Genomic DNA, 17,148 nt, shown 5'->3' with positions numbered 1-17,148 from the left:
AGTAATAGGTACTGTGTAAGTGTGTTTCATAATAAGTGAATTATAATACAACTATGCTTAAAATATACTAAAAATATACTAATAATGTATTGTTTTATGTACTTTTTGCTTAAGCTCTCAAAGCCCCTAAAATACGGCGTTAGAAGTCACCCGCCACTTATAGGAGAAAAGGGGGGTAGGGGGGATATAGAAAACTTAAAGATAACTCTTAGATAATCTATAAGATATCTAAAGGATAATCCTAAGGATAACCTAAAGGATACTCTAGGATAACACAGAGATATATCCTGTGATACTCTAGGGATAGTTTAGGGATTGTTTAGGAGTTCTTAATCTAAATCCTATAAAGAATATCTATAAAAGGATGTCCTTAAGATAAGCATAACAACTTTAAAGATAGCTATAAGATACCTTTAACTTACTCAAAGATATAGCTTTGGGATTGTTAAAAGGATTGTTATAGGTGTCTTTAAGTAACTCTATAAAGACCGTTCGGAGAGGTAGATAATGTCGAAACTCCTTTTAACTATGGCTGAAGTCAGTTGTAGGGATGTAACTAGATTGTTCGGAGCAGAGGTAAGATAATTCTGAAGCTCCCTAACTATACCTGATAAAATCATATATGCCCTTTAGAAGCATTTAGAGAGCTATAGAGAGCAAAACTAACCTAAGGCAATACAAACTTTACCTTTGGATACCTTTCGTTGATTGTAGAGCCTCCTAGATAGGTTTATTAACGTTTTTAATAAATAGAGCTAAATAAGATAAGATGAAAGCTTTAGGTTAGCTAGAAGATAGCCCAAGATTTCATCAAGGTTAGCCTAAGATTACCTAAGAGTTGCTTAAGGATTACCTCAGGAGTGGTTTAAGAAAATGGTAAAAATATTTGAAACCCTAGATAACGCTCAGGGTCTCCGATTTACCCCCATAGCCCCCTACAACATTTCTAAAGCAAAGCCCTACAAATCCTCAAGCACAGCCACAACACGCAAAGGGTGGCAAAGCAACACAATCAAAAGCCCTATAAAGAATAATTAAAATTCATATATAGGCAAATCCAAAGCTAAAATAAGCTAAACAAACATAAAAGCCCCTAACAAATCCCTACACCCTACAAGCTGCCAAGCTAACTAATCCCTAAATATCGCCCTTGTGCTATCTTGTGCGGTCGGGTACATTAGCCGATAGCGTTTCAAACTCCCTACAACAAAGCCGAGAGATAAGCCAAAGCAGCAGCCAAAAGATACCAAAGCAAACCCTAGCAACTCCAAGAGTTTCAAAAGCTTACATCTCTTTTTTTTGTTATCTTTTTTCAATTCTGTAATAGCCATTACACTTTTTATTATTTTCGCTATTTTCATAATACTTCTACAAGCTCAAGCAGCCTCAAACAATCCTACACACTCCACAACTATCCACACACTCACACCACAGCGCAGCACAACACAAGCCAAAAGCAACCCAAAAGCAACCCTATACAATCCCAAAAACTCAAAAGCTATCCCAAAAGCTCCCAAACATTTAAAAGTTTTAACATCTTTTTACAACTCACAAAGCCCCTAAATAACGCACCTTCTCTTATATCCAAACAAACTTTTTCAAAATATTTGTAAATTCTCTACATTATTAAGCTTTATTTAAGCTAATGTATGTAATAATTCTCTCAACAAAACAAAAAGAGAGCTTGAAAAAGCCTAAAGATAGCCAAAAGGTTATCAAAGGTTTCATCAAGAGCTTTTAAAAGAGTTTTGTAAATATGAGATAAATAAAAAAGAGGCTAAGACGTCTTGACCGACCAAAGTTTAAACGTCCTAACCCTTTAGAAGTTGCGGAGCTAATCCGCTGGTATAAAGTGCATTAATAGCACTAAATACGCCCTTGAGGAGGGGCAAAGAAATGTTATCAAATGATACATTAAACTTGGCTTTAAACATATTTCAAAGCTTAAAAAGTGGTGAGCTTGTTAATTTTAGAAGGCTTATTACTAATGAAAAAAATCAATACTTCACAGACGGCGCTAGGTTTCATAAAGCCTTATTAATTGAAAATCAAAGGGGTAGTATTGAGCTTGATTATCTACCCTATGAATTGAAAACAAACACACAAGGCTTTTACGCCCCTTGTTATATCATTGCAAACAATGGCGAATTATTCAACATAAAGCAAAAAGAGGGCTTTGAGCCAGTTATCTCAAAAATCAAAGACAGCTTAAAAGAGGCTTTTTGTAAAGCTGCAAACCTTGAGAGTAAGTTAATCGAACTCTTAACAAATACAAAGCCAGTGCCATGCTTAGAGTGGGTAGAGGTATCAAAAGGATACGACCTTGAAGACTTGCCACACAGCTGCCAAAAGGGTAAGGGATACAGATTTGAAGCCTTAGATAATATGGCAAAGCTAGCGCTTCTTAAAATAGGCTCAAGGATAGCCGCAAGGGCTATTGTGTGGGATAGTGATACTATACTAGACGAAACAAAGGGCAAATATTTAAAAGAGCGTTACGCTGATAGATTATATTATGGCGATAGCAACGATAGGGACGAGTTTATAAAAGCCCTAGAGGCTGAGGGGATTAATCTGCTATGGGGCGTGACTAATTCAAGATTAAAGCCTGAAACTGGGGATTATAGCATAAGCATAGACGATACAAGTGCTATAAGTTGGCTAGATACTTTTAGCCTAGAAAAAGAAGGACGCCTTTACTCTTACGACTGGGTAAATGGCGGATACTCAGACGATACTTTAAACGAGCTTGCATCAAATGAGGGCTTTACTAGAGCCTTTTTAAGTGTAGATAAAGAGGGGGGCAGGGAGCTCACTGACACAGAAGGCTGTGTATATAGTGATTATATGGGCGAGTATATAGACAGAGAAAATGCGGTGTATAGCAATAGTCAAGGGGACTGGCTAATTGAAGATGATGCTGTATATTCAAACTTGCAAGATGATTATTTGCTTTCAGATTATGCCTATTACTCAAGTATTGAGGACGACTATATAGACGAAAATACATACGAGCACAGCTCTCAAGTTGCTGACGTTGTGGGTCAAAGTGCTGAGTGGGTTAGGACTGATAATAGAGACTATGCACCTTATAAAGGGGACGAATATCGTAGAATAGCCCTAGAGGATGCGATGTATATAGAAGCAGAAGACTGGTATGTAAAGGCTGATGAGGCTACCCCTATAGATGAGATAGACGAGTGCGTGCCAGTCTCTTGGAGTGCTAAAGACCTAAAAGACTATCTAGCCGACCGCTTAGGCTCATATAGCGAGCAAGAGATAGATAAACTCGTAGTGAAATATGGATTTTAAGGGGGTGCATTATGATAACTATAAGAAACAAAGAGGGGCTTATTAAAGCCCTTCGTGAGTATAAAGAATTTACTTATGGCGGACACGTTAAGGCGTGGGAATGGGATAAAACATTTACAATACAAGACTACAACACTGTCTTGCTTGTAAAGTATAATGGAGCACTAATATATTTTAATAATAAGTTTTATAGCAACACGACAAGCAAGTTACAAAACTTATTAAAAGAAGTGTTTAATATAAACGCCCCTGAGCGTAAGGCTTACCTTTTTGATACTGAGCCTAAGGAGATGTATTATACAGATGCGATAGAGTGTTATAGGGGTAGTGCCTTTTTTAATCCTAATGGTAGCCTATCATTTTTTGCAAAAAAAAGAAAAGGCGATTTTGTAGAGTTTATAAAATGTAATAAGTTACCACAAGAAATATCTTTAAAGTTTGGTAATGTGTATTATGGCTTAGAGACAAAACTATTAAGAGGGGAGGACTGAGCTATGCTAAGTAGAAGTGAAATAATAGAAGGATTAAAAGGCTTTAAGGATTTTGATACCTATACTAACATAGAGGCTTTTAATACAGACGTGGGATTATATGTAGTTAAATCTTGTGTATGGCACAAAACTATGCTTATTATAGATAGAGTACAAGATAATAAGGTTATCTATTTAGATAATAGAATACTTTGCGCCGATATGGGGACTTTTTTAAAAGTTTTAGCAGAGGCTTATAACCTTGATAGAGATTTTAGAGAGCATAAAGAATACATAGAGGGCGCAATAGACCTCTTGAGAGGGCAACAAGAAGTTTTAGGATATATTGTAGGTGGCGAGAGAGATAGTAGGGACGCTTATCTAGCAGGTAGGACTATAAGGGCATTTTTTAACAATAAAAGGGAGCTTACATTAATAAAACTAGCTAATAGAGACGTCTTTTTTAATCCTAATAGCTTCTTTTTAGAGAGTGCAAGGATAACTTTATATCTTAAGGGGAGCTTAGCCTTTTCAACAAGCTTAAGTAACTTAACAAAGCAGGAGGTATCACTATGATTATAAATGGGTATTTCAAGCTAGCTAGGGATGGCTCAGTATTCAAAGGGGCTTTGGATATAAGCGACAAGGGCGAGGTTGTATCTATGTATGGTAAGCTTATGAAGCACAGACCAGACGCAAGCTTTAAAGAGCTAAAGACAGCCTACACAGCAGGCGAAGTTTATGTTAGCTCAAAGGATATGCTGCTGCTAGACAATAAAGCAGTAGTAACAAAAGGAGCGAGAATATGAGGGATTTAATAAAACTACTTGGATACTCTAAAGAAAGCCTATGGCAATATTTAGAGGGATTATCTTACGCTGATTATGATAAAATCATTGTGCCTAATGGTGGGATTATCTTTGTACCAAAAGGCAAGGAGCAATACGCCCTTGTGTGCGTGCATATAGATACTATAAACGATGCTAGAGCAGCTAAAGCACCAACTGAAAGGGAGCTTTATATAAGAAAGAATTATATAACCCTCTTGCCTAACGCTGAGTGTGCTTGCTTAGGGGGCGACGATAGGTGCGGAGTTTATATAGCCCTTAAGCTACTAGATAGAGGCGTGCCGTTTGCTTTTGGCTTCTTTACAGATGAAGAGATAGGGGGATTAGGTAGCTCAAGATGTATCAATGCTATCGAAGCTCTTAATATAACTTCATTTGTAGGGCTTGACAGAAGGGGCAGCAATGAACTAGCACTTTATGGCTTTGATAATGAGGAGCTTATATGCCTTTTTGAAGCTATGGGATATAATACAGCTTTTGGTAGCTTTACTGATGCTAGTAACCTAGCAGGAACTCTTGGGATTGCTTGCGTTAATCTTAGTATAGGCTATCAACACGAGCACACGCACAGCGAGTTTATAGACTTTACAGCAACGCTTAACACTCTTAAAACTCTTAGCACTAGGAGGATTATTGAGTATCTTAATAGTAAAGAGTTTTTAGCTGAGTGTGATGCTATGGGTGCTTATGATTATTACTATGGCGATGATTATTACAGAGATGAGTATGGCTGCGATGAATATGGCTATGATGATACTAGAGGCGTAATGTATTACGATTATAAATAGAGGGGATTTTAGTATGAAGCTAACACTACTTGGAAAAGAGCTAACCGAAGATGAGAAACGCTTTTTAGGTATGACTATTCTAGGAGTGCCTAAGATAGCTCTTAGCTTAATAGCAGTCTTTGGGTTTGTTTGCTTTGTATGCGTGCAGTTAGACTGGCTAGACTACTGGTATGCTTGGTGTTTCTTTGGGATGTTTGCCTTATGGCTTATATGTGGTATAGCAGGAGCTCAACAAGATATAGAAAACTATCGTAATGGCTTAATAAAGCAACAAAAGATAGCAACAGAGCCTAAACCATCTAGGCACTATACAAGACGTCTTAAAGGGGAAAGCGATGAGGAGTATCTTATAAGGATACTAGAGAAGCAAGCACAATATGGCGGAGCTGATGCTATCTATAAGCGCCTTAAATACTATTATGAGATGTATGAGCTAGATAGAAAAAAGAGAACGCCAAAGGGCTTAAGATGCAGAAAGGAGCGTAAGGATGTATAAGAATAAAAATGGTACTTGGTGCAGCGATTTTATAATGGACGGCGTAAGGTTTCAAAGAAGATACCCTAACAGCACCAAAGCTGAAGCTCTAAGATTTGAGAAAGAGTGGAAAGAAAGAATACGTAAAGGCAAAGCTGAGGATGAGCTATGGGAAACTGATGTAAGCTCTGCTAGAGGTGGTATGAAGCTCTCAGAAGCCTTAGACTTCTTGCACGATAGATACTGGCAATACCTAGATGATACAACTCATTATAGAGTGTGCCTTAATAGGGTTATAAAAGCCATAGGAGATAAAGAGGTTTCAGAGCTTACAACAGCTGACCTATATGAGCTAAAGGATAAGATGCTAAACAAGGGAGTTAATGGCAAGATATATTCGCCACACTCTTTTAACTCATCCCTAGTAGCTCTTGGAACAGCACTTAGGATACTTGAAGGTCTTGAAGTAGTTAAGTTTAAGTCTAAACCAAACTTCAAAGGACTTCAAGCTAGGCAAGTGATACCCAAAAGACCTGCTTTAAGAGATGATGAGCTTCTAAAAACTAAAGAGTTTCTATATAACAGAGCTAAAAAATCTAAAGCACTATCAAGTGTAGAGATATACGAACTCTTTATAGTCCTATCTAATCTTGGACTAAGACCTGCTGAATACTTTGCTATTGAGCTAGGAGATATTAGTTTTGAGTATGATACTATTACTATCTCAAAGGCGATTAAGACACATAAGGGTGCAGGCACTATCATAGGAGCACCTAAGAACGGACACAGCAGAACCTTACCTTGTGGAGAGAATGTTATGGAGGTCTTTAGAGCCATAAAGCAACGCTTAGAAATAGCTAAGAGCGTAAGTAAAGCGGAGGCTAGGAGACTTTTTACAGAGACAAAAGACGACCAAGTGCTTAAGATGACGTACTACTGGGTATCACAAGGGGCTTATGATAACTGCAAAGACTTACCATTAGATAAGTGTCCTATAACCCACCTAAATCACGATACAGCAAATCGTATGTGGTGGGCTGTTAGAAACCATCTTGGATATTTAGGGACTAGCAACACTCACGGACTTTACGTATTACGCCATACAGTGGCTTCTAGGTTAGTGAGTTTGAAGGGATTTAACGCACATAAACTGATGGCTTTTATGGGTCACACAGATATTAAAAGTAGCCTGCATTACGTGCATCTAAATGTTGATGATATTCGTGATGGTGTAGGAGTTGGCGTTTAGTTAAAAGGTGGTAAAAGTCCTTGGTATTTGGTTGCGGAGGACGGATTTGAACCGCCGACCTTCGGGTTATGAGCCCGACGAGCTACCACTGCTCTACTCCGCGATAAGAGTTGTTTGGGATTTTTAAAGGTGGATGGGGTAAGAGGATTCGAACCTCTGAATGACTGGACCAAAACCAGTTGCCTTACCGCTTGGCGATACCCCAATGTTTTTAAGAGTTGTAATTATATAGACTTTAATGCCATTTGTCAAGGTTTTTTAAAAAAATATGTAAATTTATTTTATTTTTCAAAGTAGCTTTTTAAAAATTTAAAAATAAATAAAATACTTTTGTAGCGTATAAAATTTAACTACAGCTTTTAAAACCCATGCGAAAATTTACATGGGTTTATCTAGTTTTATGCCAAAAGTTCTTTCGCGATCATGCTTATGCGTTTTGCTTCAGCGCTCGCTCCGATCTCATTTTTTGCCATTTTCATCACAGCGCCTAAATTTTTACCAACCTTTTCAATTATACTTTTTATCTTCTCTTTTAGCTCATCATCACTTAGCTGAGCTGGTAGATATGCCTTGATTAGCTCGATCTCGCTCTGCTCTTTTTTGGCAAGATCCTCTCTTGCTCCCTTTAAATAGAGCTCAACCGAGTCGGCTCTCTTTTTGATCTCTTTTTGAAGTAGCGGGAGCACGACCTCGTCGGTCATCTCGATCCTTTGATCGACTTCAACCTGCTTAAGCGCTGCATTTAGCGTCCTTAAGGTGTCTCTTTTAAACTCATCTTTTGCTTTCATAGCCTCTTTTATGTCAGCCAAAATTTGCTCTCTTATGCTCATTTTCTCTCCTTTAAATTTTTGAAATAATAACTAAAATTTTGTGATAATTTCTTGAAATATGCCTTTTAAATAAGCCGCCCCAACGCCCTCTCTAAGCCCGTCATCTATTACTATAAATTTAGCTTTTTGCCCGTTTAGTAGCTCCTCTAAAAGCAGCGTTCCAGCGATGAGCGGATACTTTCTGCTTCTTCCAACCGCCACATCAGCGCTTTTATCATCCATCTTTAAAAGCTCATTTACAAACCAAGCAAGATCGTCATTTTTAAGCTCATATCCACTCACTTTTTTTGGATCGTAGCTCTCGTAGTTTAGCCCAAGCTTTAGTGCTGCGATAGTGGTCGGCACGCCAGAAGTTAGCACGATAAGCCTGTTGTTAAGGCTTGTTAAAAATTCCCTTGCCTCTTTCGTATAAATTTTTGCATTTTCTTGCATCAGATCAAGCGTTTTGAACCTCTCGTAAAAGGTGATGATGCCAAATTTAAAGCTTATAAATTTTCCATCTTCGCCTATCTCTGAGCTTGCACCGCCGATGTCGATGATGCTAAATTTATCATTTATGCCAAGCTTTCTTAAGGCATTTTGCACACCTAAAAATGTAAGTTTTGCTTCAGCTTGTCCGTTAATGATATGAAAATTTATGCCAAATTTCTCTCTTATCTCATTAAAAATTTCTTCGCTATTTGACGCCACTCTAAAAGCCTCGGTCGCGACTGCCACGCATTTAAATTTAGTAAAGTCAAATTTGCTTTTAGCCTCCACTATCGCTTCAAAAAGCCTATTTTTAGCCTCCAAGCCTATCTTGCCACTTTCGTTTAAGCCCCTTGCAGCTCCAACTATCTTTTCATAAATTTGCTCGTTGCTAAAGCCATTTTGCTTTTTTTTTATAAGCGCCACGCGAAAGGTGTTTGAGCCAAGATCGATCGCTATAACCAAAATTTATCCTTAATATTTTTGCCAAATTCTAACATATGATAATTTAGTATCATTTAAAGTGAGAAAATTCTAAAAACTTTAATAATTTTCAAGATATAATTTTGCCAAAAACTCTTACAAGGGGGCTTGATTGCTTCGAGATAACTTCTTGGCGTTAGTTATTTTTGCGATTTGCAGCGTTGGATTTTTCGTTTGGGGCTATCAATACATCCCGACAAATAACTACTTTTTATTCTTGATCGCTGGTATGTTTGGTCTTTTTATGGCGTTTAATATCGGTGGAAATGACGTTGCAAACAGCTTTGGCACAAGCGTCGGCGCAAAAACACTCACACTAAAACAAGCTCTTGTAATCGCAGCCATTTTTGAGCTTAGCGGCGCGATATTTGCAGGATCTGAGGTTACAAATACGATTAGAAACGAGATCGTGAAATTTCCAAGCGATCTAAACCCGATGAAATTTGTCATCATTATGATCTCGGCTCTTCTAAGCTCAGGTCTTTGGCTATTTTACGCGTCCAAAAAAGGTCTGCCAGTCTCGACCACTCACTCGATAGTTGGTGGCATCGTTGGCGCAGGACTTGCTATGGGATTTATGATAAAAGATCCTGAGCCATTTAATATGGTCTCTTGGGGCGAGATCGGCAGGATCGCCGTTAGCTGGGTCATCTCACCACTGCTTGGCGGCGTGATGTCTTACATTATATTTGGCTATGTAAAAAGCAAAATAATCGAGCCAACGCACGAGCTAAAGACAAATTTAAAAGCGTTAAAAGCTGAGAGAAAAGCCTATAAAGAAAGCTTTATAAAAGCACTCAAAACAAAGCCAGCTGAGGAGCAGATAGCCACTCTTTCAAAGATCGCAGTTATCGATGAAGACGAGATCGAAACCACTGAATACAGCGAATACCGCTCAAAAATTCGCATCATGAAAGATAGCGAAAAAGAGATAGATACCTTTAAGGCGATGAAAAAGCACATCCCGATCATCGCTGGATTTGCCGCAATGGTCATCTCATCAATGATGCTTTTTAAAGGGCTTGAGCATATAAATTTAGCCTTTAGTATCATCCAAACAGTCTGGATCATCTTCGTCATCGGAGCTCTAGCATATCTTGCAAGCCTTGCTATCATAAACGTCATGAGCAAAAACGATAGCGAAAAGAGCATCAATAGAATTTTCTCATGGTTTCAAATTTTTACTGCTTCATCTTTTGCATTTTCACACGGCGCAAACGACATCGCAAACGCAGTTGGACCATTTGCTGCTGTGCTTGATGTGCTAAAGACTGGCTCTATAAACGAAAGCTCACCGATACCTAGCATCGCAATGGTAACCTTTGGCATCTCGCTTGTCGTTGGACTTTGGTTTTTGGGTAAAGAGGTGATCACTACTATCGGCTCAAAACTAGCTGAAATTTTACCTACGACTGGCTTTAGCGCAGAGCTTGCTTCAAGTATCGTCATACTTCTAGCTACAAAGCTTGGAATACCAGTTAGCTCGACGCATATCCTAATAGGCGCGGTTTTGGGCATTGGCATCGTAAATAAAAATGCAAATTGGAAAATGGTAAGACCTATCATCCTAGCTTGGCTCATCACGCTTCCAGCAGCTGCTATCTCATCGGCTATATTTTATTTTGCCCTTGCTAAATTACTAGGCGTTTAGAAAACACTTTGCTTGTAAATTTAAAATTTGCAAGCAAATTTCATTTAAACTAAAATTTCTAATTTTTACGGATAAAAACTATCAGAAAAATAAAATTTTACTTACATTATTTAATAGATTAATTTATTAAAGATTAATCAATTTAGGCTAAAATACGACCATTTCAACAAAAGGACAGCTATGAAAAAAGATGTAAAAAAAGTTGTTTTAGCATACTCAGGCGGACTTGACACAAGTATTATTTTAAAGTGGCTTCAAGACGAATACAAATGCGAAGTAGTCACATTTACAGCTGACATCGGACAAGGCGAAGAGCTAGAGCCTGCACGCAAAAAAGCCCTAGCGCTTGGCGTGAAACCTGAAAACATTTTTATAGAAGACTTAAGAGAAGAATTTGTACGTGATTATGTATTTCCAATGTTTAGAGCAAACGCAGTCTATGAGGGCGAATATCTGCTTGGCACATCGATCGCACGCCCACTAATAGCAAAACGCCAAAGCGAGATCGCAAGACTTGTTGGTGCTGATGGCGTGAGCCACGGAGCAACAGGCAAAGGCAACGATCAAGTTCGCTTTGAGCTTGGCTACTACGCGCTTGGCGATAATCTAACTATCATCGCTCCATGGCGTGAGTGGGATCTAAACAGCCGCGAAAAGCTCTTAGCATACGCTGAGAAAAACGGCATAGATATCACCAAAAAACCAGGCAAAAGCCCATACTCAATGGACGCAAATTTACTCCACATAAGCTACGAAGGCTTAGTGCTTGAAGACCCGAGCCACGCACCAGAAGATGATATGTGGAGATGGACAGTAAGCCCAAAAGATGCTCCAGATAAGAGCGAGATCATAGAGATCGGCTATGAAAAAGGCGATCCAGTGAGCATAAACGGCAAAAAAATGAGCCCAGCTGAAATTTTAATCGAGCTAAACCGCCTTGGCGCAAAACACGGCATTGGCAGACTTGACATCGTAGAAAACCGCTCAGTTGGTATGAAGAGCCGTGGTTGCTACGAAACCCCAGGTGGCACGATAATGCTAAAAGCACACCGCGCGATAGAGAGCATCACGCTTGACCGCGGTGCAGCTCACTTAAAAGATGAGATCATGCCAAAATATGCCGAGCTAGTTTATAATGGCTACTGGTGGTCACCTGAGCGAAATATGCTCCAAGCGCTCATCGACAAGAGCCAAGAGCACGTAAATGGCTCTGTTAAAGTTGAGCTTTATAAAGGCAATGTGACTATCCTTGGCAGAAGCAGTAAAAATGATAATCTCTTTAGCGAGGCATACTGCACATTTGAAGAAGATAGCGTTTATGATCAAAAAGATGCAGCTGGATTTATCAAGCTAAATGCGCTTCGCTTTATAATCGCACGCAAAAATGGGCGAAAATTTGACTAAAAATAAAATTTAAAAGGATAAAAATGAAAGTATTATTAATAAAAGATGTAAAAGGACTTGGTAAAGCTGGCGAGATAAAAGAGGTAAAAGACGGCTACGGCAACAACTTCTTAATCGGCAAAGGCTTTGCAAAAGCTGCCACTCCAGATGTCCTTCGTCAATACGAAGCAGCTCAAAAGAGAAAGGCTGAAGAGCTAAAATATGAGATCGCAAATTTAGAAAAGCTTAAAGAAGAGCTTTCAAAAGTGACAGTCGTCGTCAAGAAAACTCTTGGCGCAAATGGCTCTCTTTTTGGCTCAGTTTCAAAAGAGGAGATCGCAGCAGAGCTTGAAAAGACGCATCATTTGGTGGTTGAGAAAAAGGCTATCGACCTAGACACTCACCTAAAAACAGTTGGTCTTTATGACGTCTCTATAAAGCTTGGACACTCTATAAATGCGACCTTAAAGGTTGATGTGCAAGGAGAGTAGATGTTTCATGCGACAACCATCCTAGCCTACAAAGGCAAAAATAAAGCGGTCATCGGCGGTGATGGACAGGTTAGCTTTGGCAACACCGTCTTAAAGGGCAACGCCGTAAAAATCCGCAAAATTCACAACGGCAAAGTCCTAGCTGGCTTTGCTGGCAGCACTGCTGACGCGTTTAATCTCTTTGATATGTTTGAGAAAAATTTAGAGCATACAAAAGGGGACTTGCTAAAGGCAGTGATAGAATTTAGCAAAGAGTGGCGCAAAGACAAGTATCTAAGAAAGCTTGAAGCGATGATGCTTGTGCTTGATAGGGATAAAATTTTCTTACTTAGTGGCACTGGAGATGTTGTTGAGCCAGAAGATGGCAAGATAGCAGCTATCGGAAGCGGCGGAAACTACGCACTTTCAGCGGCTCGTGCCTTAGATAAATTTGCTGATATCGACGAAGAGGAGCTAGTCAAAGAGAGCCTCAAGATCGCCGGCGAAATTTGCATCTATACAAATACAAACATCAAAACTTATGTTTTAGAATAAGAGAGAAAATGAACTTAACACCAAGAGAAATTGTTAAATTTTTAGATGACTATGTGATCGGTCAAAAGGACGCCAAAAAGATCATAGCGATCGCACTTCGCAACCGCTATCGCCGTATGAAGCTTGAAAAGAGCTTGCAAGATGACATCATGCCAAAAAATATCTTGATGATCGGCTCAACTGGTGTTGGTAAAACTGAGATTGCAAGGCGCCTTTCAAAGATGATGGGGCTGCCTTTTATTAAGGTCGAGGCCAGCAAATATACCGAGGTTGGCTTTGTTGGTCGTGACGTTGAAAGTATGGTAAGAGACCTTGCTATGGCATCATATAATCTCGTAAAAAACGAGCAAAGCGAGAAAAACCAAGATAAAATCAACGCTTACATCGAAGAAAAGATCGTCTCAAAGCTACTTCCGCCACTTCCAAAAGGTGCTAGCGAAGAGAAGCAAGCAGAGTACGCAAAGAGCTATGAAAAAATGCTAAATAGGCTAAGAAACGACGAGCTTGATGAGCTAAGCATTGAGATAGAGGTGCAGCAAAACCCACTTGAAGCTGGCTCAAATGTGCCACCTGATATGGCGCAGATGCAAGAGAGTTTTATAAAGATAATTGGTATCGGCGGCAAAAATATCAAAAAAGAGATGAAGGTAAAAGACGCTAAAAAAGCCCTTCAAAGCGAGGCAAATGATAAAATTTTAGACCTTGAGAGCGTAAAAACTGAGGCTTTAAGAAGAGCTGAAAATGAAGGCATCATCTTTATAGATGAGATCGATAAAGTAGCCGTTGGCTCAGGTAGCTCAAACAGGCAAGATCCTAGCAAAGAAGGCGTGCAAAGAGACTTGTTGCCTATCGTTGAGGGCTCAAATGTAAATACTAAATTTGGAAATTTAAAGACAGATCACATTTTATTTATCGCAGCTGGCGCCTTTCACATAAGCAAGCCAAGCGATCTCATCCCAGAGCTTCAAGGCCGTTTTCCACTAAGGGTCGAGCTTGATAGCCTTGATGAGGATGCGCTTTATCAAATTTTAACACAGCCAAAAAATTCGCTTTTAAAACAATATATCGCGCTTCTTTCAACTGAAAACGTCGAGCTAGAATTTGACGATGAAGCGATAAAAGAGATAGCAAGGATCGCTCACGCAGCAAATGAAAAGATGGAAGATATCGGTGCTAGACGCCTTCACACGGTGATCGAGCGCGTGATAGAAGATATCAGCTTTGAGGCTAGCGAAAAGAGCGGCGAGAAGATAAATGTGACAAAAGAGCTTGTAAAAGAGCGCCTAAAAGACGTGGTCGAAGATCAAGATCTAGCGAGGTATATACTTTGAAATCAGGCTTTGTTAGCATCATAGGACGCACAAATGCTGGCAAAAGCTCGTTTTTAAATGCTTTATTAAACGAAAAGATCGCCATCGTCTCGCACAAGCAAAACGCAACTCGCAGAAAGATAAATGGCATCGTGATGAACGGCGAAGATCAGGTCATATTCACCGACACGCCAGGGCTTCACGAGAGCAACAAAGCGATAAATCAACTGCTAATTAGCCAAGCTATAAAATCGATGGGAGACTGCGATCTTATCGTATTTTTAGCGCCTATCCATGATGACACAAGTGACTACGAGAAATTTCTAGCTCTAAATCCTGAAAAACCACACATCTTAGTGCTAACAAAAGTCGATGAGAGCTCAAATGCAAAAGTGCTTGAAAAGATCACAAAGTATCAGAAATTTCAAGATAAATTTGCAGCACTTCTTACTTTTAGCACCAAGCAGCCTACCTATAAAAAGCCACTTCTTGATGAAATTTGCAAGCTTTTACCAGAGCATGAGTACTTTTATGATCCAGAATTTCTTACGACGACAAACGAGAAGGAAATTTTTAGAGAATTTATACTTGAAGCGATCTATGAAAATTTAAGCGACGAGATACCATATCTTAGTGATGCGATCATAAAAAGCGTAAAAGAAAAAACAGGTATAACTGAAATTTATGCGAGCATCATCACGGAGCGTGACATCCATAAAAGTATGATCATCGGGAAAAATGGTGAAACTATTAAACGAATAGGAATTTTTGCAAGAAAGTTAATACAAAATTTAACCAATACAAAGGTCTTTTTAAAGCTCGATGTAGTCGTTAAAAAAGGGTGGAGTAAAGAAGAAAAGAGCCTAAATCAGATAATCGGCTATTGATTTTTTATTTTAAAGATATTAAAATACCCAATATAAGCGTTTAGGAAGGTTTTTTGATTCATGATGAATATTAAAAAAAATAGTGAAATTTCTATAGTTGCACTAGACCCGTATGACTATAAAGGATTTCGTTATCATAACAGCAATGTAGAAGCTTTTAACTTTTCAAAAACAGTCAATAAACGCGACTTTTTCATCTCATACATAAAATTTAAAGACTTAAAAACAACAACTATTTTTATCCCTAGAAGCGTTGATAACGACACCCTTTACGAGGAGCTTTATTCAAAGGTCTATGCAGAGCTTTCACTAGATCCTGCGCTTGATAATAAGATATTTTTCTCAGAAGGCACTACAAAAGCTCAAGAGAGAATTTTTACTGTTTTTGCTATCACAAATGAAGATATAAATTCGACCTTTAAAGCAGTTGCAAAAAAGGTCCCATATATCGACTACCTTGCACCTGAGCCTTTGATCTACTCTGCTATTTATAAAAAGGGCTTGCTGCCTAGCACACAAGCAGACTGCTTTATAGCGCTTAGAAAAGATGAATCATTTTTAAGTATATATTTAGATGGTGATTTTTTTACTGCAAGAGAAATTCGCTATAACTTAAACTATCTTAAAGATAAATTTTTAGAGCAAAGCGGCGACCGCCTAAGCGATGATAAATTTCTCGAAGTTTTGTCTCAAAGAGGACTTGTAAATAAAGACGATGATGGCTTTAACTACGATCTAAACACAGTTTTTGAAGATTATATCTTTTACTTTAATGATATTTTAAACATTATAAATAGCCAAAATGGCATATCTATAAAGAAAATTTACATAGATTGTGACTATGAGATCAAAAATTTTGCAAATTTTATCTCAACTAAACTTGGCTTGGATGCCGAGTATATAAACATAAAAGTTGCTATAAACAACAAAAACTATACTATAAACGAGCGTTATAACGTTATGGCTTTGTTTGGTAGATTTTATACCAAAGAGCCATTTTATGAGAATTTTAACCTCTCAAATATGCTTCGTCCAGATCCATTTGTCAAAAGAAAAAGTGGTAAATTTTTGCTCACTTGCGCTGCGGCATTTGCGCTAAGTATGTTATATCCAGCTTACAACTACATAGCTGGTCTTGTTTTAGAAAAAGACAGCGCAAGACTAAATGACGAATATAGCGTCCTAAACGCACAAGAGATGCAGATAAAAGAGACGCTAGCTAAAATTTCAAGAGAACAAGAGGCGGTAAAAGAGCAGACTCAAAAAGAGAATGAAAAGCTAAATTTCAGAAAAGGTTTGCTTGCTGAGATCGAAAATAAAAAAGATAATTACGCTATGAAGGGTTTAAATCTTTTTAAAATTACCGATATTTTAAATCTAAACGCAGTTCATATCACAAACATCGTAAATAACGATAGAAATTTGACCATAACTGCTGTTAGCGATAATGAAAAAAGGATAACCCAGTTGATCAAAGATATCAGCAAAGATGAAAAATACTTGGTAAATACTAAAAAAATTCGCTCAGATGACGCTAAACACGAGTATGAAAGTAATATAAGCATAGAGATTAGACAATGAGACAAGATATTTTAAGCAAAATAGATCAATACTTTGATAGCAAAAAGCCAAACGAAACAAACCTTATTTTTCTTGGCTCAGCGCTTATCATAGCTTATCTTGTCTATATGCTATGCTTTGATCCTGCGCAAAATTTCTTTGATGAAAAGCTTGATAAACATACGAGAATTTCTACAAAACTAGAAAACACTAGAAACTATCTAGCCTCAGTGAGCTCCCCTGATGGCGATAGAAATTTCAAGATAAACGAAGAAAATAGAAATTTAAGCAATCTAAAACTTCGTTACACAAATATTTTGAAATTTAATACCTATTTTGATTCAAAGCTAAAAGAGCTTTCATTTTTGCTTTTTGACAATCAAAACTGGGCAAACTATATAGATAGTAT

The 17,148-nt window shown here is 38.3% G+C and carries 16 protein-coding genes, 2 tRNA genes and 1 pseudogene; 15 read left to right on the top strand and 4 right to left on the bottom strand.

Features of this window, described 5'->3' with window-relative positions:
* Nucleotides 1-2,088: 2,088 nt before the first annotated feature.
* Genes G6W43_RS06945 through G6W43_RS06915 form a run of 7 tightly spaced genes read left to right on the top strand, consistent with a single transcriptional unit; the run spans nt 2,089 to nt 7,142 of the window.
* On the top strand, nt 2,089-3,312 hold the full coding sequence (locus G6W43_RS06945) for a hypothetical protein (protein WP_194169449.1): 1,224 nt from the start codon (nt 2,089-2,091) through the stop codon (nt 3,310-3,312).
* Nucleotides 3,313-3,323: 11 nt separating this feature from the next.
* A complete protein-coding gene (locus tag G6W43_RS06940) occupies nt 3,324-3,803 on the top strand; it encodes a hypothetical protein (protein ID WP_194169448.1) in 480 nt (159 codons plus the stop codon).
* A 3-nt stretch (nt 3,804-3,806) separates the two neighbouring features.
* Entirely contained in the window at nt 3,807-4,358 is a 552-nt protein-coding gene (locus tag G6W43_RS06935) for a hypothetical protein (RefSeq protein WP_194169447.1), read from the top strand.
* Nucleotides 4,355-4,591, top strand: a complete 237-nt coding sequence (locus tag G6W43_RS06930) for a hypothetical protein (protein WP_194169446.1) — start codon at nt 4,355-4,357, stop codon at nt 4,589-4,591. Before G6W43_RS06935 ends, G6W43_RS06930 begins: the two co-directional genes overlap by 4 nt.
* The gene (locus tag G6W43_RS06925) at nt 4,588-5,418 is read left to right on the top strand and encodes a hypothetical protein (protein ID WP_194169445.1); all 831 of its coding nucleotides are present in this window, start codon (nt 4,588-4,590) and stop codon (nt 5,416-5,418) included. The genes G6W43_RS06930 and G6W43_RS06925 overlap by 4 nt, the downstream gene beginning before the upstream one ends.
* Nucleotides 5,419-5,431: 13 nt before the next feature.
* Complete coding sequence (locus G6W43_RS06920; protein WP_103634749.1) at nt 5,432-5,914, top strand: hypothetical protein; 483 nt, start codon at nt 5,432-5,434, stop codon at nt 5,912-5,914.
* The gene (locus G6W43_RS06915) at nt 5,907-7,142 is read left to right on the top strand and encodes a site-specific integrase (RefSeq protein WP_194169444.1); all 1,236 of its coding nucleotides are present in this window, start codon (nt 5,907-5,909) and stop codon (nt 7,140-7,142) included. Before G6W43_RS06920 ends, G6W43_RS06915 begins: the two co-directional genes overlap by 8 nt.
* 28 nt (nt 7,143-7,170) lie before the next feature.
* Here the strand turns inward: G6W43_RS06915 and G6W43_RS06910 are convergent.
* The 4 genes from G6W43_RS06910 to G6W43_RS06895 all read right to left on the bottom strand — a co-directional run bounded on the left by G6W43_RS06910 (nt 7,171) and on the right by G6W43_RS06895 (nt 8,905).
* Nucleotides 7,171-7,245, bottom strand: a tRNA-Met gene (locus tag G6W43_RS06910).
* A gap of 27 nt (nt 7,246-7,272) precedes the next feature.
* Nucleotides 7,273-7,347 (bottom strand) — tRNA-Gln (locus G6W43_RS06905).
* 193 nt (nt 7,348-7,540) lie between these two features.
* A complete protein-coding gene (locus G6W43_RS06900; RefSeq protein WP_194169443.1) occupies nt 7,541-7,972 on the bottom strand; it encodes a GatB/YqeY domain-containing protein in 432 nt (143 codons plus the stop codon).
* A gap of 30 nt (nt 7,973-8,002) precedes the next feature.
* Nucleotides 8,003-8,905, bottom strand: coding sequence for a disulfide bond formation protein DsbA (locus G6W43_RS06895; protein WP_194169442.1), 903 nt, complete (start codon nt 8,903-8,905; stop codon nt 8,003-8,005).
* Between the two features lie 130 nt (nt 8,906-9,035).
* On the opposite strand from G6W43_RS06895, the gene G6W43_RS06890 reads away from it, so the two are divergent.
* The 8 genes and pseudogenes from G6W43_RS06890 to G6W43_RS06855 all read left to right on the top strand — a co-directional run.
* A complete protein-coding gene (locus G6W43_RS06890) occupies nt 9,036-10,574 on the top strand; it encodes an inorganic phosphate transporter (protein ID WP_021086206.1) in 1,539 nt (512 codons plus the stop codon).
* Nucleotides 10,575-10,754: 180 nt separating this feature from the next.
* Nucleotides 10,755-11,978: an argininosuccinate synthase gene (locus G6W43_RS06885; RefSeq protein WP_103567504.1), complete on the top strand. Its 1,224-nt coding sequence runs from the start codon at nt 10,755-10,757 to the stop codon at nt 11,976-11,978.
* 23 nt (nt 11,979-12,001) lie between these two features.
* On the top strand, nt 12,002-12,448 hold the full coding sequence (gene rplI / locus G6W43_RS06880) for a 50S ribosomal protein L9 (RefSeq protein ID WP_087583215.1): 447 nt from the start codon (nt 12,002-12,004) through the stop codon (nt 12,446-12,448).
* Nucleotides 12,449-12,982: an ATP-dependent protease subunit HslV gene (gene hslV / locus G6W43_RS06875; RefSeq protein WP_002940451.1), complete on the top strand. Its 534-nt coding sequence runs from the start codon at nt 12,449-12,451 to the stop codon at nt 12,980-12,982.
* Between the two features lie 8 nt (nt 12,983-12,990).
* Complete coding sequence (gene hslU, locus G6W43_RS06870) at nt 12,991-14,313, top strand: HslU--HslV peptidase ATPase subunit (protein WP_194169441.1); 1,323 nt, start codon at nt 12,991-12,993, stop codon at nt 14,311-14,313.
* Nucleotides 14,310-15,179 (top strand): GTPase Era, encoded by an 870-nt coding sequence (era, locus tag G6W43_RS06865; RefSeq protein ID WP_103608109.1) that lies wholly within the window; start codon nt 14,310-14,312, stop codon nt 15,177-15,179. The genes hslU and era overlap by 4 nt, the downstream gene beginning before the upstream one ends.
* Before the next feature lie 60 nt (nt 15,180-15,239).
* Nucleotides 15,240-16,760 carry a C4-dicarboxylate ABC transporter gene (locus G6W43_RS06860; protein ID WP_194169440.1) on the top strand — a complete coding sequence of 507 codons (1,521 nt, stop codon included), beginning with the start codon at nt 15,240-15,242 and terminating at the stop codon, nt 16,758-16,760.
* Nucleotides 16,757-17,148, top strand: a pseudogene (locus G6W43_RS06855) (hypothetical protein); the annotation flags it as partial. The gene G6W43_RS06860 and the pseudogene G6W43_RS06855, both read left to right, overlap by 4 nt.

Origin of the sequence: Campylobacter concisus, from assembly GCF_015229965.1 — a bacterium.
Taxonomy (GTDB): domain Bacteria; phylum Campylobacterota; class Campylobacteria; order Campylobacterales; family Campylobacteraceae; genus Campylobacter_A; species Campylobacter_A concisus_BD.
This window is presented reverse-complemented; position numbering and strand designations above follow the sequence as displayed.